The sequence below is a fragment of the Curtobacterium sp. MCLR17_042 genome (assembly GCF_003234695.1).
GTDB lineage: Bacteria > Actinomycetota > Actinomycetes > Actinomycetales > Microbacteriaceae > Curtobacterium > Curtobacterium flaccumfaciens.
The window spans coordinates 1-17,699 of the sequence record NZ_QKTD01000007.1 but is presented as its reverse complement, the minus strand read 5'-3'; the positions used below and the strand labels follow the sequence as shown (position 1 = coordinate 17,699).

The 17,699-nt window shown below is 71.6% G+C and carries 18 protein-coding genes and 1 rRNA gene; 3 read left to right on the top strand and 16 right to left on the bottom strand.

Going from position 1 to position 17,699, the window contains the following annotated elements; genetic code table 11:
- Positions 1–2: 2 nt before the first annotated feature.
- Positions 3–1,565 (bottom strand): methyltransferase, encoded by a 1,563-nt coding sequence (locus DEJ02_RS08630; protein WP_258378698.1) that lies wholly within the window; start codon positions 1,563–1,565, stop codon positions 3–5.
- Positions 1,566–1,585: 20 nt separating this feature from the next.
- Positions 1,586–1,951, bottom strand: coding sequence for a helix-turn-helix transcriptional regulator (locus DEJ02_RS08625; RefSeq protein WP_071245119.1), 366 nt, complete (start codon positions 1,949–1,951; stop codon positions 1,586–1,588).
- 103 nt (positions 1,952–2,054) lie between these two features.
- On the opposite strand from DEJ02_RS08625, the gene DEJ02_RS08620 reads away from it, so the two are divergent.
- Positions 2,055–3,308, top strand: coding sequence for an MFS transporter (locus DEJ02_RS08620; RefSeq protein WP_111032691.1), 1,254 nt, complete (start codon positions 2,055–2,057; stop codon positions 3,306–3,308).
- A 170-nt stretch (positions 3,309–3,478) separates the two neighbouring features.
- Here DEJ02_RS08620 and DEJ02_RS08615 read toward each other — a convergent pair whose 3' ends face one another.
- The gene (locus DEJ02_RS08615; RefSeq protein WP_071405873.1) at positions 3,479–3,928 is read right to left on the bottom strand and encodes a TIGR02611 family protein; all 450 of its coding nucleotides are present in this window, start codon (positions 3,926–3,928) and stop codon (positions 3,479–3,481) included.
- Positions 3,929–4,058: 130 nt separating this feature from the next.
- Positions 4,059–4,391, bottom strand: a complete 333-nt coding sequence (locus tag DEJ02_RS08610) for a TraR/DksA C4-type zinc finger protein (protein WP_111032690.1) — start codon at positions 4,389–4,391, stop codon at positions 4,059–4,061.
- 50 nt (positions 4,392–4,441) lie between these two features.
- On the opposite strand from DEJ02_RS08610, the gene DEJ02_RS08605 reads away from it, so the two are divergent.
- A complete protein-coding gene (locus tag DEJ02_RS08605) occupies positions 4,442–5,479 on the top strand; it encodes an LLM class flavin-dependent oxidoreductase (protein ID WP_111032689.1) in 1,038 nt (345 codons plus the stop codon).
- 66 nt (positions 5,480–5,545) lie between these two features.
- Here the strand turns inward: DEJ02_RS08605 and DEJ02_RS08600 are convergent, their stop codons facing one another.
- Positions 5,546–6,004, bottom strand: coding sequence for an ASCH domain-containing protein (locus tag DEJ02_RS08600; RefSeq protein ID WP_220038374.1), 459 nt, complete (start codon positions 6,002–6,004; stop codon positions 5,546–5,548).
- A 124-nt stretch (positions 6,005–6,128) separates the two neighbouring features.
- Between DEJ02_RS08600 and DEJ02_RS08595 the strand changes: the two genes are divergently transcribed.
- Positions 6,129–6,575 (top strand): DUF2510 domain-containing protein, encoded by a 447-nt coding sequence (locus DEJ02_RS08595; RefSeq protein WP_111032687.1) that lies wholly within the window; start codon positions 6,129–6,131, stop codon positions 6,573–6,575.
- A 12-nt stretch (positions 6,576–6,587) separates the two neighbouring features.
- Here DEJ02_RS08595 and DEJ02_RS08590 read toward each other — a convergent pair whose 3' ends face one another.
- The 11 genes from DEJ02_RS08590 to rrf all read right to left on the bottom strand — a co-directional run.
- Positions 6,588–7,568: a site-specific tyrosine recombinase XerD gene (locus tag DEJ02_RS08590; protein ID WP_111032686.1), complete on the bottom strand. Its 981-nt coding sequence runs from the start codon at positions 7,566–7,568 to the stop codon at positions 6,588–6,590.
- A gap of 37 nt (positions 7,569–7,605) precedes the next feature.
- Positions 7,606–8,205 carry a DUF1349 domain-containing protein gene (locus tag DEJ02_RS08585; RefSeq protein WP_111032685.1) on the bottom strand — a complete coding sequence of 200 codons (600 nt, stop codon included), beginning with the start codon at positions 8,203–8,205 and terminating at the stop codon, positions 7,606–7,608.
- A complete protein-coding gene (locus DEJ02_RS08580) occupies positions 8,202–8,777 on the bottom strand; it encodes an NUDIX hydrolase (protein ID WP_111024878.1) in 576 nt (191 codons plus the stop codon). Before DEJ02_RS08580 ends, DEJ02_RS08585 begins: the two co-directional genes overlap by 4 nt.
- 178 nt (positions 8,778–8,955) lie before the next feature.
- Positions 8,956–10,671 (bottom strand): CTP synthase, encoded by a 1,716-nt coding sequence (locus DEJ02_RS08575; protein WP_111032684.1) that lies wholly within the window; start codon positions 10,669–10,671, stop codon positions 8,956–8,958.
- A gap of 126 nt (positions 10,672–10,797) precedes the next feature.
- On the bottom strand, positions 10,798–12,492 hold the full coding sequence (gene recN / locus DEJ02_RS08570; RefSeq protein ID WP_111032683.1) for a DNA repair protein RecN: 1,695 nt from the start codon (positions 12,490–12,492) through the stop codon (positions 10,798–10,800).
- Positions 12,489–13,412 carry an NAD kinase gene (locus DEJ02_RS08565; RefSeq protein ID WP_071245131.1) on the bottom strand — a complete coding sequence of 308 codons (924 nt, stop codon included), beginning with the start codon at positions 13,410–13,412 and terminating at the stop codon, positions 12,489–12,491. Before DEJ02_RS08565 ends, recN begins: the two co-directional genes overlap by 4 nt.
- Positions 13,409–14,242: a TlyA family RNA methyltransferase gene (locus DEJ02_RS08560; protein WP_111032682.1), complete on the bottom strand. Its 834-nt coding sequence runs from the start codon at positions 14,240–14,242 to the stop codon at positions 13,409–13,411. Before DEJ02_RS08560 ends, DEJ02_RS08565 begins: the two co-directional genes overlap by 4 nt.
- A complete protein-coding gene (locus tag DEJ02_RS18455) occupies positions 14,235–14,402 on the bottom strand; it encodes a hypothetical protein (RefSeq protein WP_164941184.1) in 168 nt (55 codons plus the stop codon). Before DEJ02_RS18455 ends, DEJ02_RS08560 begins: the two co-directional genes overlap by 8 nt.
- Positions 14,403–14,412: 10 nt before the next feature.
- The gene (locus DEJ02_RS08555; protein WP_111032681.1) at positions 14,413–15,402 is read right to left on the bottom strand and encodes an HAD-IIA family hydrolase; all 990 of its coding nucleotides are present in this window, start codon (positions 15,400–15,402) and stop codon (positions 14,413–14,415) included.
- Positions 15,403–15,415: 13 nt separating this feature from the next.
- Positions 15,416–16,267 carry a hypothetical protein gene (locus tag DEJ02_RS18450; RefSeq protein WP_110864218.1) on the bottom strand — a complete coding sequence of 284 codons (852 nt, stop codon included), beginning with the start codon at positions 16,265–16,267 and terminating at the stop codon, positions 15,416–15,418.
- Between the two features lie 1,329 nt (positions 16,268–17,596).
- Positions 17,597–17,699: ribosomal RNA gene (gene rrf / locus DEJ02_RS08540) — 5S ribosomal RNA — on the bottom strand; the annotation flags it as partial.

Genomic DNA, 17,699 nt, shown 5'->3' with positions numbered 1-17,699 from the left:
CGTCAGGCAGCGGGGACGAGCAGCCCGTCGAGCACCAGGTCGCGCGCCGCCGGCAGCAGGTCGGCGGCGAGCGCCTGCTCGTCCACGCCGGTGATCTGCGCGAGCGCGCCGATGATCGCGGCGACGGACAGGTCGCCGTCGCACGCACCAACGAACGCCGCGAGTGCGGTGTCCGCGTCCACCCGGCGCCCGAGCCCGCCACCCTGCACCAGGGTCATCACGGTGGGGTCGTCGTTGCCCGGCCAGTAGAACCGCTCCTCGGTGACGTCACCGGCCACCGACAGGTGGGCGGTGGCGAGCGCAGCATCGTCGTGCGCGGCGAGCCAGGCGGCCGCGTCGAGGACGCGGGCGACCGTCGCGCCGAGGCCCGCGGGGTTGGAGCCGAGCGTCTCGGGGACCCGCTCGAACCGGCGGAGGCCGGACGTGCCTCCAGGCAGGGGTCGACGCACCACGACGTAGCCGAAGCCGACGCCGGTGACGCGACGGTCCGCGAAGTCATCGAGCCAGGCGCCCATCAGGGTGTCGAACTCGGCCGTGCCGGGCTTCGTCCCGCCGTCGCGGATCCAGGTCTCCGCGTAGGACGTCGGGTCCTGCCGCTCGCGCTCGATCACCCACACGTCGAGGTCGGTGTCGGCGAACCAGGCGCGCACGCGGTCCAGACCGTCGACGCCCCAGTGGTACTCCCAGTTGCCGAGGAGCTGGGCGGTCCCACCGGGATCCAGGTGGTCGGACAGGCCGCGGAGCACCGTCTCGACCAGGGCGTCGCCGACCATGCCACCGTCGCGGTACTCGTAGGACGGGACACCCTCGCGACGGGGTGTGATGACGAAGGGCGGGTTCGAGACGATCCGGTCGAAACGCTCCCCCGCAACCGGCTCGAACAGTGAGCCGAACCGGAAGTCGATGCCGTCGATGCCGTTCAACTGGGCGTTGAACCGGGCGATGTCGAGGGCACGGCGGGAGATGTCGGTGGCGACCACGTGGTCGGCGAACCGCCGTGCGTGCATGGCCTGGATGCCACAGCCGGTGCCGAGGTCGAGCACCCGCTCGACCGGCACGGGCAGCTGCAGGCCGCTCAGCGTGGTGGTGGCGCCGCCGATGCCGAGCACGTGTTCCTCGCTGATCGCGTGCCCGAGGGCGAGCTCGCCGAGGTCGGAGACGATCCACCAGCTGCCGGCGCCGAGGTCGTCGACGAAGGCGTAGGGACGCAGGTCGACGGTGGGGTGCACGAGCGCGTCGGCACTGTCGCCGTCGCTGCGCAGCAGGCCCGCGGCGATGACGGCGTCGAGCCCCGCGGTCGGGAACGCCACACCGGCCTCGGCCCGCGTCACCGGCAGGCCGAGCACGAACAGTGTCGCCAGGGTGCCGAGCGGCGTGGCCTCGCGGGCGGCGAGCGCACGGAGCGCGGCGACCCGCGATCCGCGGTGCAGCGACGCAGCAGCCTCGGTACCCCACAGGGAGTCGAGCCGGTCGACGGTGAAGCCGGCGGCCGTCAGGTCCGCGGCGAGCGCCGTGGTGACGGCGGGGTCCGCGACGATCGACGGCAGCGTGTGCACAGTGTCCACGCCCGCGCTCCCGCCGGCGCTCACGATGCGATCCCCTCGCGCAGCAGGGCCGCGGGGACCTGCCAGTCGAGCACCAGGTCGAGGAGCCCGGGGAACCGCTGCTGCACGTCCTCGACGCGGACGCGGCTGACGCGGGTCAGGCCCTCCAGGTGCTGCTCGAGCAGACCGGCCTCGCGCAGGACCCGGAAGTGGTGGGTCAGCGTGGACTTGGGCCGGTCGATGCCGACCCAGCCGCAGCTGCGCTCACCCCCGGCCGCGTCGACCAGGTAGCGGTGCAGGATCGCGAGCCGGATCGGGTCGCTCAGGGCGTCCATCACGACCGGGAGGTCCATCTCGGCCACGGACGGCTGCGGCAGCCGTTCAGGAGCATCGACGTGCGCGGGCATGGACGGGACGCTACCACCGTTCGGCTTGCTGTACGACTTGCGTCGTACTGTTCGAGTGCGGTACGAATGCAGTCGTACTGCACGGAGATGGAAAGGGGTGCGCATGCACCAGTCAGCTCGTTCGGTCGCCGGGTTCTGGATCCTGGCGGCGATGCTCCTGGTCTCGGTCGCGTCGTCGGCCGTGCCGTCGCCGATCTACCCGGTCTACGCAGCCGAGTGGCACCTCACCCCGCTCATGCTCACCGGGGTCTTCGCCATCTACGTCGCCGGCCTGCTCGCGAGCCTGCTCGTCGCGGGTCGCCTGTCCGACCACGTCGGTCGCAAGCCCGTGCTGGTCGTCGGCGGCCTGGGCGTCGCACTGTCGCTCGGCCTGTTCGCGATGGCGGACGGGGTCGTCGCGCTCATCGTCGACCGGATCGTGCAGGGTGTCTCGGTCGGGCTGCTCATCGGGGCCCTCGGCGCGGCCCTCATCGACAACTCCCTCGAACGCCACCCGACCATGGCCGGCGTGCTGAACGGCGTCATCCCGCCGATCGCCCTGGCCACCGGCGCGATGTCGAGCGGCGCGCTCGTGCAGTGGGGTCCGGCGCCGGAGCAGCTCGTCTACCTGCTGTTCGGCGCACTCCTCGTGCTCCTGGTGCTCGCGCTGTTCGTCGTCCCCGAGCAGGTGCAGCGTCGCCCCGGCGCGCTCCGCTCCCTGCGCCCGACGATCAGCGTGCCGCGGTCCTCACGCCGGCTGTTCCGCGGCGTCGCCGGGTCGCTCGTCGCCAGCTGGGCGCTCGGCGGCATGTTCCTGTCGCTCGTGCCCTCGGCGCTCGGCACGGTGTTCGGCATCACGAACCACTTCGCCGCCGGTGCGCTCATCGCCGTGGTCACCGGCGTCGGTGCCCTGACCGGCCTGGCGATCCAGCGGATGGACACCCGTCGCGCGGTCCTGCTCGGACTCGTGGCCCTCGTGCTCGGCCCGATAGTCACCGTGTCGTTCGTGTTCGCGCACTCCCTGCCGGGCATGGTCGTCGGCAGCGCGATCGCCGGTGTCGGCTTCGGTGCCGGGTTCCAGGCGCCGCTGCGGATGCTGCTCGCCACCGCCGCCCCGACCCACCGTGCCGGACTGCTCTCCACGATCTACGTCGTCAGCTACCTGGCGTTCGGGGTGCCCTCGGTCATCGGAGGCCTGCTCGAACCCTCGGTCGGTCTCGTCCCGGTCATCGCCGGGTACGGCGGCTTCATCGTGCTCGCCGCGGTCGTCGCCCTCGTGCTGCAACTGTCGTCGAAGGACGCCGCCGAGGTCGAGGAGCGCGCGGCCGAGGTCATCGAGCGCACCGCCACCGGCTCGATCCGGGTCGCGGCCGAGTAGCGAACCGTCCGGCACGGTTGGACGCGCTCGCACGGTGCGGCGATGCCCATTCGGTGCGAGGTTGACCGCTCAGTGCGGGTCTGCAGCGCCGCACGGAGCCATCAACCTCGCACGCGGTGAACAGCACCGCACAGTGCCGACCGCACCAGCGCCCGACCGCAGCGGCCCGACTAGTGGCCCGGTCGCGCCGAGTTCGTCCCGCGAGCGCGCGCACGCACCCCGACGGTCCGCGCCGCACCGGTGTGCGCAGCATCGACGTCGGCCTTGCCCCGGTCCGCAGCATCGCGCAGACGCTTCGGCCCGTGCCGCTTGGCCCAGTCCCAGAAGCGGTGCAGCTGCGCCTTGAGCCACGTGATGATCTTGTGGAAGAAGTGGAACTCGCTCGCCAGCACCGTCAGGCCGATGAACACCACGAGCCACCCCGGCCCCGGCAGCGGCACCAGGATCAGCCCGATGATGACGACCAGCCCGCCCACCAGACCGACCAGCACCTTGTAGAGCAGGTGCACGTGCGGCCGCGCGTGGATCCAGGTGCGCAGGCGGTGGAACCACTGGAAGCGCTGGCGCGGCGCGCCGTCGGCCCGGGCTTCGCCGGGTCGGTCGTTCGGGTCGCCGTCCATGCCGAAAACGTAGGGCGCGCGGCTGGGAATCAGCGGCGCACGGGGTGGACGCGGGGTGCGCATGCCGGGAGGCGCGTGGCGGGGACAGCCCGCGCCTCCAGGCCGTCAGGCGGCACCGATCGCGTGCCCCTCACGCGTGCGCGACGCACGTCGCCGCCCACGGGACGGCGGCCAGCCGTGCCTCCGGGATCGGCTCGCCGCCGACCGTGCAGCGACCGTAGGTGCCGTCGTCGAGTCGTACGAGCGCTGCGTCCACTTGGCGGATCCGCAGCTGGGCACCGTCGCGGACCGCACCGAGCGAGCCGCGTTCCCAGGCCAGGGTCGCGCCCTCTGGGTCGTGTTCGTCGTCGGAGTTCGCATCCTGCCGGGCGTCGCTGACGTCGCGCATGCTCCGCTCGACCTCGGCGAGCAGCCGGACGTTGCGGACGCGTTCGGCCTCGAGCGCGGGGCGGGGGTCATCCATCCCGGACACGGTAGTCGCGGCGGAATGGCCCCGCCTCCGGATGCGTTCGCATGGACATGACGAAGATCGGGTTCCTGTCGTTCGGACACTGGCGTGACGTGCCGGGGTCGAAGGTGCGCAGCGGGCGGGAGGCCCTGGTGCAGGCGATCGACCTCGCGGTCGCAGCCGAGGAAGCCGGCGTCGACGGCGCCTACTTCCGCGTCCACCACTTCGCACCGCAGCAGGCCGCACCGTTCCCGCTGCTCTCCGCCATCGCCGCGAAGACCAGCCGGATCGAGATCGGCACCGGCGTCATCGACATGCGTTACGAGAACCCGCTCTACATGGCGGAAGAGGCTGCCGCCACCGACCTGATCTCCGGCGGCCGACTGCAGCTCGGTGTCTCGCGGGGATCACCCGAGACCGCCCTCGCCGGCTACCAGCAGTTCGGCTACGTGCCCGACGCCTCCGACGAGAACGGCGGCGACATGGCCCGTGCGCACACGAACGTGTTCCGCCGCGCGATCGCCGGCGAGCCGATGGCCGACGCCAACCCGCAGATGACCGGGTCGGTCGGGTCCCTGCCGATCTCCCCGCTGTCCGACTCGCTCGGCGACCGGATCTGGTGGGGTGCCGGCACCCGTGCCACCGCTGAGTGGACCGCCGAGCAGGGCATGAACCTGATGTCCTCGACCCTGCTGACCGAGGACACCGGCGTGCCCTTCGACCAGCTGCAGGCCGAGCAGATCGAGCGCTTCCGCCGGGTGTGGTCCGAGTCGGGCTGGGACCGCGAACCGCGCGTCTCGGTCTCGCGGAGCATCATCCCGATCATCGACGACGAGTCGCGCCACTACTTCGGCGTCCGCGCGCAGGTCGAGGGGCAGGACCAGGTCGGGCACCTCGACGGCGGGCTGGCCCGGTTCGGCCGGTCCTACATCGGTGAGCCCGAGCAGCTCGTCGCGGAACTCGCGGCCGACCAGGCCGTCCGGGCTGCCGACACCGTGCTCGTCACCGTGCCGAACCAGCTCGGCGTGGACTTCAACGCCCGGCTGCTCGCCGCCGTGAAGGACGTGTTCACCGAGGTCGACGCGGAGCCGGTCCCCGCCTGACCCGGGATCGGGCTCGGTTCGAGATCGGTCTCGGTCTCGGGATCGGTCTCGGTCTCGATCTCGATCTCAGCTGCTCGGCCAGAGCAGCCGGAACCGCTCGCACACGACCGGCATGTCCGGCGCGAACCCCCGCGGGTTCTCCGAGTGTGCGCGCCAGAACGCCTCGTGCACGGTCCGCCAGTGTTCGAGCGTCCGGTCGCCTTCCCCCTCGGCCCGGGCGTGGTCCGCGTCGACCTGGTCGAACGGAACCACCCGGACCGCCGTCGTCTCGACGACGGCACGGGGCGCACGCGAGCCGTCGGTCACGATGCTCACCTCGTCGACCGTCGGCAGCGGGTCACCGGTCGCCTCGTAGTCCCAGAGCGACGACGCCGTGCCGACCTTGACCCCGTCGAGCACGAGCTGCAGGAGCGCGTCCGCCTGCTCCGGGGTCGCGCCGAAGGACCACGCCTCCGGCACCTCCGTCGGAAGGCTCGGACGCTCGCTGCGTCGCACGGTCCAGAAGTCGTCGAGCGTCGAGGGCACGCCCCGACCGTAGTGCACCGGTCCGGTCCCCCCTTGTGCTGACACCCGGCTGGGGACTGGGGCGGGGCCGACCGCGCTCCTAGGCTCGGGAGCGTCGATCCACCCCGCACCTCGAGGAGCAACCGTGACGCTGCCGGCCGCAGGCTGGTTCCCGGACCCGCAGGACGCCCGTCGTCTGCGGTGGTGGGACGGTCGCACCTGGGGAGCGGCCACACGGGTCCCCGCGGCTGCTGCTGACCCGGTCACGCCGATCGTCGTCGCGCCGGTGGGGCCGTCGTTCTCGGTGCAGACCGCGGCGATCCGGACGGACGCATGGGCATCGGGCACCGCCGGCGACCGTCGGCTCTGCGTGTTCACGGTGCTCGCGGTGCTGCTCGCCGTGGTCTCGGTCGTCGCGAACCCCTGGGGCCTGGCGGGGCTGCTCGCCGTGGCGTGCGGGGTCATCGGCATCGTCCGTCCCGGGGCCGTCGGTGCCTGGGCGGTCCTGGCGCGGAGCGCTTCGGCGAGCGCCCTCGTCGTCGCGGTGACGACCACCGTCATCGCCGCGTCGGCCCAGTTCGACCTGTTCTGAGCGCGCAGGCGCCTACCGCCGCGCCCGAGGGTGCGCCGTCTGGTAGACGTCGCGCAGCATGTCTGCCGTGACCATCGTGTAGATCTGCGTCGTGGCGACACTCGCGTGCCCGAGCAACTCCTGCACCACGCGCACATCGGCACCGCCCTCGAGCAGGTGCGTCGCGAACGAGTGCCGGAACGTGTGCGGTGACACGTGCGCCTCCAGGTCGGCGGCAGCAGCGGCGGCCTGGATCACGAGCCAGGCACTCTGCCGCGACAACCGCGCTCCACGGGCACCGAGGAACAGTGCCGGCGTCGACGGCCCTCGTGCCGCGAACACCGGCCGTGCCCGCACCAGGTACGCGTCGATCGCTGCACGGGCGAAGCTGCCGAGCGGCACGATGCGCTGCTTGTTGCCCTTGCCCGTGACCTTCACGACGGAGAGCTCGCCGTCGCCGTCCGACAGCGTCGTCACGTCGTCGACCGACAGCCCCACCGCCTCGGAGATCCGCGCACCGGTGGCGTAGAGCAGCTCGAGCAGGGCCTTGTCCCGCAGCTGGACGGGGTCGTCGGCGTCGACGGACACCGCCCCGAGCAGCCGTTCCATGTCCTCGACGGGGATCGCCTTCGGGAGCCGCATCGGAGCCTTCGGCGGCCGGACGGCGGTGCCGGGGTCGAGCGGCAACCAGCCCTCTCCCGCGGCGAAGGCGGTGAACGAACGGACCGAACTGAGCATCCGCGCGATCGACCGTGGCGCCAACGGTCCCGATGGTCGCGTGGCGAGGTGCTCGACAAACCCCGAGACGTCCGCCCGCGCCAACCGTGCCACGTCCTGCAGCGCCGAGGATCCCCCGGCCCGGTCCGCACCGTCCGACTCGACGACCGGAGCGGCCGCCAACCACGACGTGAACACGGCGAGGTCCCGCCGGTACGCCGACAACGTGTGCTGCGAGAGTCCCCGCTCGATCGCGACGTGCCGCAGGTACGTCTCCGCGGCACGGTCGAGGGGCATCACCTCAGCAGGCTAACCGGCGCGGGGCCACCCGCCGTCAGTGCAACGCCTCGTCCGGCGTGCCCACGCGGAACCCGGTGAACGTCACGGTCAGCCCGGCCCGCGTCGGCCCGGCGCACAGCAGCCCAGCGGACACGACGGCGTCCGGGTCGAGGTACGCGACCCGGACGAGTCGGGGCTCCTCACCCTCGGCCCACGCCCGGATCGTCACGGCGTCGCCATCGCGGCTCGCGCGGACGGTCACCACCCGGCCCGCCCACTCCGGCACGGGCGACACCGACCAGTCCGAGAACCCACGCGTCACCACGGCGCCGAGCTGCGGCGCTCCGTCCGAGAACTCCACGCCGGCCTTGATCCAGGTCTGTTCGTCGACGCGCAGGAACACCCCGGCCTGGTCGAACTGCTCGGTGTAGTCGAGCACGAACGACGCCTCGACCGACAACGGCCCGTCCGTCGGCTGCAGCAGCGCGTGCTCGGAGTCGTGCACGAACCCGTACGAGGTCGTCCGCCAGGCGTCACTGCCCTCGACCGCGGTGACGCGGAACACGTCGCCGTCGAACCCGGCGGCCTCCGGCTCGTGCGTCCACGTCCCGGTGGCGACCAGCTCGCGCAGACCGTCGCCCGCGAGCCCGCTCACTTGCGGCGCTGTTCGATGGCCTCGACGGCGAGCGTCGCGACGACGAGGGCCGAGTTGTTGAGCCGACCGCCCAGGATCCCCTCGAGCAGCTCTGCCCGGGGGACCCAACGGGTCACGATGTCGGCCTCTTCGGCCTCGCGCTCGAACGCGGACTCGGTCGATCGCACACCGCGCGCCCGGTAGATCTGGATGAACTCGTCACTGCCACCCGAGGACGTGTTGTAGCGGACCAGGGGCTCCCACGTGTCGGCCTCGAGGTCGGCCTCCTCGCCCAGCTCGCGCTTCGCAGCCGTCAGGTGGTCCTCGCCCTCCATGTCGAGCAGGCCGGCGGGCAGCTCCCAGTCGCGCAGCCGCACCGGGTGCCGGTACTGCTGGATGACCAGGACGCGGCCCTCGTCGTCCTCCGCGTACACGGCGACGGCACCCGTGTGGTCGATGTACTCGCGGACCATCGAGTCGCCGTTGTACGCGACGGTGTCGCGGCGCACGTCCCAGACGGCGCCCTCGTACACGACGGTGGATTCGGTGACCTCGAAGGAGGCGGACTCGTCAGCGATCGGTGCGTCTGTCACGTCCCCATCCAAGCACGCGTGCGCCGGGTGCCCCCGTCGGAACCAGGTTCCGGACACAGCACCGCGTCGTTCCGCGGTTCCGTGTCCGGAACCAGGTGCCGTGGACGCGCCCCGGACGGACGGGAGGCGCGGTGCCAGCTGGCACCGCGCCTCCCGTCCGATCGTGGCGACCCGGCGCTTACGCGACCTGCTCCTCGGTCTGCGGGTCGAACAGGCTGGACGCCTCGTGGCGCTCGATCGCGGCCGCGACGAGCCCCGCGAACAGCGGGTGCGCATCGGTCGGACGCGAGCGGAGCTCCGGGTGCGCCTGGGTGGCGATGTAGAACGGGTGCACGTCGCGCGGGAGCTCGACGTACTCCACCAGCGTGCCGTCGGGCGAGGTGCCCGAGAAGACGAGGCCGGCGTCCGCGATCTGCTCGCGGTACTTGTTGTTCACCTCGTAGCGGTGACGGTGGCGCTCGGAGGCCTCGGGCGCTCCGTACAGCTCCGCCGCCAGCGACCCTTGCGTGAACGACGCCGGGTACAGGCCCAGGCGCATCGTGCCGCCCAGGTCGCCGCCGGCGATGATGTCGACCTGCTCCGCCATCGTCGCGATGACCGGGGTGGAGGTCTCCGGGTCGAACTCGGTGCTCGACGCGTCGGTCAGACCGACCTCGTGGCGGGCGTACTCGATGACCATGCACTGCAGGCCGAGGCACAGGCCGAGCGTCGGGATGCCCTGCTCACGCGCGAACTTCAGCGCGCCGAGCTTGCCCTCGATGCCGCGCACGCCGAACCCACCGGGGATGCAGATGCCGTCGACGTCGCCGAGCTGCTTCGCCGCGCCCTCGGGCGTGGTGCAGTCGTCGGACACGACCCACTTCAGCGTCACCTTGGCGTCGTGCGCGAAGCCGCCGGCACGCAGCGCCTCGGTGACGGACAGGTAGGCGTCCGGCAGGTCGATGTACTTGCCGACCAGGGCGATCGTGACGGCCTTCTTCGGCTCGTGCACGGCCTTCAGCACCGGGGTCCACGCGGTCCAGTCAACCGGACCGGCGTCGAGCTTGAGCGCCTCGACGATGACCTGGTCGAGGCCCTGGTTGTTCAGCAGCGTCGGCAGGTCGTAGATCGAGGGGACGTCCACGGCGTTCACCACGGCGTCCTCGTCGACGTCGCACATCAGCGCGATCTTGCGCTTGTTCGACTCCGACACCGGGCGGTCGCTGCGCAGCACGAGCGCGTCGGGCTGGATGCCGATCGAGCGCAGAGCGGCGACGGAGTGCTGCGTCGGCTTGGTCTTCTGCTCACCCGAGGCGTTCATGAACGGCACCAGCGAGACGTGCACGAAGAACACGTTGTTGCGGCCGAGCTCGTGCCGCACCTGTCGGGCGGACTCGATGAACGGCTGCGACTCGATGTCGCCGACGGTGCCACCGACCTCGGTGATGATGACGTCGGGCTGCGGGTCGTTCTGCGCCTGCTCGCGCATCCGGCGCTTGATCTCGTCGGTGATGTGCGGGATGACCTGCACCGTGTCGCCGAGGTACTCGCCGCGACGCTCCTTGGCGATCACCGTCGAGTACACCTGACCGGTCGTGACGTTCGCGGCCTGCGACAGGTTGATGTCGAGGAAGCGCTCGTAGTGCCCGATGTCGAGGTCCGTCTCCGCACCGTCGTCGGTCACGAAGACCTCGCCGTGCTGGAACGGGTTCATGGTGCCCGGGTCCACGTTGAGGTACGGGTCGAGCTTCTGCATGACGACCTTGAGGCCGCGAGCCGTGAGCAGGTTGCCGAGGCTGGCCGCCGTCAGGCCCTTGCCGAGAGACGAGACGACCCCGCCGGTCACGAAGATCTGCTTCGTCACCTTCGGGGTCGAGTTCGAAGAATTGGTACCGCCGCTGAGAGTGTCCGCCACGGGATTCCATCGTACGTCAGAACTGCCGGGAGGCGCGACCTCGGTTCGCCGTGGGCGTTGCGCGGGTGGGTGGCCGGGTCCTCGGGCCGTGGCCGGGTCGGCGGGCGGCACCCGCCTGCTTGGTCGTCAGGCTCGCTGGCCGGCCACGTCGAGCAGCTCGCGGGCGTGCTCGATCCCGCTGGCGCTGTCACCGAGTCCGGAGAGCAGCCGTGCCATCTCCTGCAGCCGGTCCTCGCCCTCGAGCCGGCGCACGCTCGACGACGTGACGGCACCGCTGGCGTCCTTCACGACGTTGAGGTGGTTGTTCGCGAAGGCCGCGACCTGGGCCAGGTGCGTGACGACGATGACCTGCGTGCGCTCGGCGAGCTTCGCCAGCCGTCGGCCGATCTCGATCGCCGCCGCCCCGCCGACACCGGCGTCGACCTCGTCGAAGACGAACGTCGGCACCGTGGTGCTGCCGGCCATGACGACCTCGATCGCGAGCATCACGCGCGACAGCTCACCGCCGGACGCCCCCTTGCCGATCGGCCGGGGGTCGGTGCCGGAGTGCGGCTGGAGCAGGATCGTGACCTGGTCACGGCCGTGGCGGCGGTACTCGCCGGCGTCGGTGACCTCGACCACCAGCGTCGCACCGCCCATCGCGAGGGTCTTCAGCTCAGCGGTCACGCGCTTCGCCAGGTCGGTGGCCGCCTTGGCGCGCGCCGCCGTGAGCGCGGCGGCGGCGGACTCGAGCGCCTGCTCGTCCTGCTCGACCGACTGCTGCAACGCCGCGATCCGGTCGTCGTCGCCGTCGAGTTCGAGCAGCCGATCGCTCGCGCGCTGTCCGTAGGCGATGACGTCGTCCACCGTCTCGCCGTACTTGCGGGTGAGGCCGGCCAGCAGGGCTCGGCGTTCGTTGATGAGTTCGAGGTCGTGCCCGGCCTCGGGTTCCAGGGAACCGAGGTAGCTCGAGATGCTCGCCGAGGCCTCGGCCGCCTGGATCCCGAGCTCCGTGAGCTGCTCGAGCACCGGCTGCAGGGCACTGTCCGACGACGCGACGCGCTCCACGGCACGGCGTGCGGACTCGACCAGGCCGACGACGTCGGAGACGCCGTCGAGGGACTCGCTGGACAACGCCTCGTGCGCCAGGGCCGCGGACAACCGGAGCTCCTCGAGGTTGCCCAACCGTTCGGCGCGTTCGGCCAGTTCGACGTCCTCGCCGGGCTGCGGGTCGGCGGCCTCGATCTCGTCGGAGGCCGCGCGGATCCGCTCGGCTTCGGCCACCCGGTCGTCCCGGTCGCGGACCAGGACCTCGAGGTCACCGGCGTGCTGCTGCCAGGCGTCGTACGCGGCGACGTACCGGGCGAGGGCCTTCTCGAGCGAGGCTCCCCCGAACCCGTCGAGGGCCGCCCGCTGCGCCGTGGCCGAGGTGAGGCGGATCTGGTCCGACTGCCCGTGCACGGTGACGAGCTGGTCGGCGAGCTCGCCGAGCACCGCCACGGGCGCACTCCGACCGCCCACCGTGGCGCGGCTGCGCCCCTCGGCGGAGACCGTGCGGGTGAGGATGAGTTCGCCGTCCTCGACGGTGCCGCCGGCGTCCTCGACGCGTTCGGCGACGGCGTCTTGCTCGGGGACGTGCCAGCGGCCTTCGACGACAGCGCTCGACGCACCGCGGCGCACCGAGCCGGCATCGGCCCGCGCACCGAGCAGCAGCCCGAGCGCGGTGACGATCATGGTCTTGCCCGCGCCGGTCTCCCCGGTGACGACGGTGAAGCCCGGCCCGAGTTCGAGCGTGGTCTCACCGATGACACCGAGGTCGCGGATCGCGATCTCCTCGATCATCGGTCGTCCTCGTCGCTCTGGGGACCGCGCCACCCGGCGACGGGCAGCTGGAACTTCGCGACCAGGCGGTCGGTGAACGGAGCGTCCTTGAGGCGGGCGACCCGCACCGGATCGGGCGAACGCCGGACCTCGACACGGGCGCCCGGCGGCAGGTCGTGGGTCCGTCGGCCGTCGCACCACAGGACACCGACGCCGCTCGTGCGCCGCAGGACCTCGATCGCGAGCGTGCAGTCCGGCCCGACGACGATCGGACGGGCGAACAGGGCGTGGGCACTCAGCGGCACCATGAGCAGCGCGTCGACGTCCGGCCACACGATGGGGCCACCGCCGGAGAACGAGTACGCCGTGGAGCCGGTCGGGGTCGACACGACCACGCCGTCGCAGCCGAAGGACGACAGCGGGCGGCCGTCGACCTCGGTCACGACCTCGAGCATCCGTTCTCGGGAGGCCTTCTCGATCGTGGCCTCGTTCAGCGCCCAGCTCGAGTAGACGATCTGGTTGCCCACGACCACGTCGACCTGCAGGGTGACCCGTTCCTCGACGTTGTACTCGCCGGACAGCGCACGCTCGACCGTCTCGGACAGACCGTCGCGCTCGCTCTCGGCCAGGAACCCGACGTGCCCGAGGTTCACCCCGATCAGCGGAGCGCCGGTGTTCCGCACGAGTTCCGCCGCGCGGAGGATCGTGCCGTCGCCACCGAGCACGATGACGATCTCGAGCTGGTTCGGCTGGACATCGACGCCGAGGATGTCGACCTTGCCGACCGACGCTTCGGCACGACGGATGTCGGCGTACTCGTCGAAGGGCATGACGGGCGTGAGACCGGCCGCGTGCAGGAGGTCGCAGACCTCGACCGCAGCGTCGATCGAGTCACGGCGACCCGTGTGGGACACGAGCAGGATGTGCCGTTCGTCACTCATGAAGACCCTTCCGTGAGTTCGGTCGCCCGGACTCTCCATTCTGTCGGATTGCCCCCGACACCGCGCTGGAAGCGGGCCAGGTACTCGTGGTTGCCGTGTGTCCCGACGATCGGGGACGCGGCGAGCCCACTGGTGCCGAGGCCCAGGTCCCACGCCGCCCACAGCACGTTCATGAGCGCGTCGTTCCGGAGCCCGGCGTCGTGCACGATGCCCTCACGCACACCGCCACGACCCACTTCGAACTGGGGCTTCACCAGGAGCACGAACTCGTCCGCGGGGACGGCTTCGGCCAGCGCCGGCAGCACGAGTCGGAGCGAGATGAAGGACAGGTCCCCCACCACCAGGCTCGTCTCGGCGGCGGCGCCGTCGAGCGCCAGGTAGTCGGCGCGCGTGAGGTTCCGCGCGTTCGTCCCCTCGACCACGGCGACGCGTTCGTCGAGCGCGATGGTCGGGTGCAGCTGTCCGTGCCCCACGTCGAGCGCGATGACACGGCGGGCGCCGCGTGCGAGCAGCACCTGGGTGAACCCACCGGTACTCGCGCCCACGTCGAGCACGACCCGACCGGAAGGGTCGACGTCGAACGCGTCGAGTGCACCGACGAGCTTCCGGGCCGCGCGCGAGACCCACTCGTCCGCGGCGTCGACCTCGATGTCCGCGTCGGATGCGGTCGGCGTCGACGGTTTCAGGACGGCACGGCCGCCCACGAGCACCCGGCCGTCCTGGATCAGCTTGCTGGCGACGGTGCGCGACCGTGCGAGCCCGCGTGCAGCGAGGAGGGCGTCGAGGCGGACCGGGGTCGCGTCGTGCACGGCTCCGTCCGGCTCAGGCACTCGCGGAGCCGCCGCTCTCGAGCCGCGTCCGCAGCTCGTCGTGCAGGGCGGAGAAGGCGTCGGCGCGCTCGGCGAGCGGCAGGGCCTCGGCCTCGGCGGTGCGCGCGGCGAAGGCGTCCTGCTGCTCGGGTTCGGCGGACGGCTGCTCGGGGTTCGGCACGTCCGACACGCTACTCGCCGCCGTACAGCTGCGGGTCCACGTCGAGGCCGTAGATGGCCAACCCGGACTCCCAGATGAGCGTCGAGCCGGCACGGAGCCGGTCGATGTCCGTCCCGGCGTCGAGCACCCGGACGACGTGCCCGCGCATCGCCACCGTCGCAGTACCGACGGTCACGTACCGGGTGCCGTCCTCGTCCTCGCGCCGCACCGTCTCCGGGTACGGCTGGGACAGCCCTCGGAGGTCTTCGAGCACGTAGGTGGGACGCGAGCGCTGGTCGGCCGCGAGCACCTGCTTCGCCTTGTCGATGCCGGTGAGCACGAGCACGCTCGGGATCCCGACGTCGTTCGCGCCCTTGATGTCGGTGTCCAACCGGTCCCCGATGAACAGCGTCCGACCGCCGCCGAAGCGCTCGACCGCCGTGTCGAAGATCGGCCGCTCGGGCTTGCCGGCGACGACGGGCATCCGGCCGACCGCCTGGTGCACGGCGGACACGAGCGTGCCGTTGCCGGGCGCGATGCCCCGCTCGACCGGGATCGACCAGTCCATGTTCGTGGCCACCCACGGCACGTCCGGGTCGGCCAGGGCGAAGGAGGCCTCGGCCAGTTCCTTCCAACCGAGGTCCGGTGAGAAGCCCTGGATGACGGCGGCCGGGGAGTCCTCTGCACTCGAGGTGACGGTGAACCCGGCTTCCTCGACGATGCTGGACAGCCCGAGCCCGCCGGTGACCAGGACGGTCGCTCCGGCCGGCACCAGGGTCGCGAGCAGCTGGACGCCGGCCTGTGACGAGGTGACGACGTCGCCCTCGGACACCTCGAGCCCGTAGCGCTCGAGGTGCTCGGCGACGTCGATCGGCCGGCGCGATGCGTTGTTCGTGATGTAGCCGACCCGCGCCGTGAGCGATGCCCGGGTCAGGGCTTCGACCGCGTGCGGGATGGCGTTGCGCCCCCGGTAGACGACGCCGTCGAGGTCGGTGAGGACCACGTCGACGCCGTCGGTCAAGGCCGCCGAGTGCTCAGCCGGCTGCGGAGCCGTCGACGTCGCGGGGGTTGTCGTCGTCGATCTCGCCGGGCTCGTCGGCTGCGGAGGTGTCGTCGTCGAGGTCGTCGAGGGCGGGTTCGTCATCGAGGTCGTCGTCGATGTCGTCGGCGGATTCGTCGTCGCCGTCGAGCTCGTCGGTCGCGACGTCGTCGGCTCCGAGGTCATCGGCGGCGTCGTCTCCGGCGTCTCCGTGTTCTTCGACTTCGAGCGTTTCCTCGACCACATCAACTGTCTCCCAAGCGTTGTCGTCCGCGATTTCGGCGAGGGCCGCTGCCGCGCGGTCCACACGGGCCCACCACTCGTCGGCCTCGTCCTGTCGACCGAGCTCCTCGAGCGTGGCCGCGTAAGCACTGTAGAGCGCCGGGGACCACGTGTACGCGGTGGACGGGTCGAGCTGTGGAATCTCCAGCTCGCCGAGGGCGGCTGTGGGATTCCCGAGGTCGAGACGAGCGCCGGACATGGCGATCGCGAGCTCGACCTGCACCGGGGTCTCGAGGGCCGAGCGCTCGACCGAACGACCGAGCTCGAGTGCCCGCTCCGGACGGCCCAGGCCACGCTCGCAGTCCACCATCATCGGGAGCTGGTCGTTGCGACCGGAGATCCGACGGTAGGTGCGGAGCTCCCGGAGCGCGGTGGCGAAGTCGCCGAGGCGGTACGCGGTGATCGCGGCCGTCTCGCGGACGACACCGACACGACCGGCACGACGAGCAGCGCTCAGGGCGTGCTGGTTGGCCGTCTCGGGGTCGTCGTCGACGAAGAGTGCGGCGGCCACGAGGTGACGGGCAACCCAGTCGGCGTTGTCCTTGCTGAGGGTCTTCAACTCCATCCGGGCGGCGGGGTCGAGGTCGCGCGCCTGGATCTCCTCGGGGATCTCCGGGTCGTCGTGGCGCGGACGGATCGACTTGGTGCCGTAGGGGTCGCGGTCCTCCCAGTCGTCGCGCGCGGCCTCACCGAAACGGGCGCCGGCGTGACGGCTGCCGTCACCGAAACGACGACGGTCCTCACCGCCGTCGCGAGCCGGGCGGTCCGACGAACCGCCGCGGAACGGACGGTCGGACGAACCGCCACGGGCCGGACGGTCGGACGAACCACCGCGGTACGGGCGGTCGGACGAACCACCGCGGTACGGGCGGTCTCCGTCTCGAGCGGGACGGTCCGAGGATCCGCCGCGGTACGGGCGGTCCCCGTCGCGAGCAGGGCGGTCGGAGCCCCCGCGGTACGGGCGGTCCCCATCACGACGCGGACGGTCAGAGCCGCCCTGGAAGGGTCGGTCCCCGTCACGGCGCGGCCGGTCCGACGACCCGCCACGGTACGGGCGATCGCCATCACGAGCGGGACGGTCGGACGATCCACCGCGGTACGGGCGATCGCCATCACGAGCCGGACGGTCTGACGATCCGCCACGGTACGGCCGGTCGCCATCACGACGCGGACGATCTGAACCACCCTGGAACGGACGGTCACCGTCACGACGCGGACGGTCCGAGCTCCCACCACGGAACGGACGATCACCGTCACGAGCCGGGCGGTCCGAGCCACCACGGAACGGACGATCGCCATCGCGCCGCGGACGATCGGCACCGCGCGGACCATCGCCGCGCGGCGGCCGGCCGGAATCACCGCGGTCACCCTGCCACGACGGACGGTCGTTCCGGTCGCCGGACCGGAACGGACGATCGCCATCGCGACGCGGAGCACTGTCCCGGCGGGGTGCGCCGTCTCGGAACGGACGGTCTCCACCCTGCGGACGATCACGACGGTCGCCTTCGCGCCGCTCGAACTCACGAGGACCGGACGACCAACGACCATCGCTCTGGCCGTCCCGACGCGGAGCGCCGTCGCGACGGGGGAACCGGTCGCCGTCCCGTCGGGGTCGATCTCCGCGCTCCCCGTCGTTCCGCCGCTGATCGTCGTCGTTCGCCACCGTTGCTCCTCATCGCGTGCCCGGTGCAGTGCCTCGGGCGTTCGTCCGCTGTGTCGTTGTGTTGGGTGCCGCGTCAGTTTCCCGACGTCGGCTTCCAGTCCATCACGAACCGGAGCCGGCGTCGAGTGAACGGCGGCAGAAACAGAAATGGCCACCGGCCCCGACCGAGAACGAGGGTTTCCCCTGCGAATTCTCGATGGAGGGCCGATGGCCACATCTTTCATACGTTAAGTCCGGCGGCGTCCTACTCTCCCACAAGGTCCCCCTTGCAGTACCATCGGCGCTGAGAGGCTTAGCTTCCGGGTTCGGAATGTGACCGGGCGTTTCCCTCTCG

Coding starts and splice junctions, on each gene's coding strand:
- DEJ02_RS08610 (WP_111032690.1), bottom strand. CDS start 4,391: ATGGATGACCCCCGCCCCGCGCTCGAGGCCGAACGCGTCCGCAACGTC.
- DEJ02_RS08590 (WP_111032686.1), bottom strand. CDS start 7,568: ATGCCCCTCGACCGTGCCGCGGAGACGTACCTGCGGCACGTCGCGATC.
- DEJ02_RS08615 (WP_071405873.1), bottom strand. CDS start 3,928: ATGGACGGCGACCCGAACGACCGACCCGGCGAAGCCCGGGCCGACGGC.
- recN (WP_111032683.1), bottom strand. CDS start 12,492: ATGATCGAGGAGATCGCGATCCGCGACCTCGGTGTCATCGGTGAGACC.
- DEJ02_RS18450 (WP_110864218.1), bottom strand. CDS start 16,267: ATGGAGTTGAAGACCCTCAGCAAGGACAACGCCGACTGGGTTGCCCGT.
- DEJ02_RS08605 (WP_111032689.1), top strand. CDS start 4,442: ATGGACATGACGAAGATCGGGTTCCTGTCGTTCGGACACTGGCGTGAC.
- DEJ02_RS08625 (WP_071245119.1), bottom strand. CDS start 1,951: ATGCCCGCGCACGTCGATGCTCCTGAACGGCTGCCGCAGCCGTCCGTG.
- DEJ02_RS08620 (WP_111032691.1), top strand. CDS start 2,055: ATGCACCAGTCAGCTCGTTCGGTCGCCGGGTTCTGGATCCTGGCGGCG.
- DEJ02_RS08565 (WP_071245131.1), bottom strand. CDS start 13,412: ATGAGTGACGAACGGCACATCCTGCTCGTGTCCCACACGGGTCGCCGT.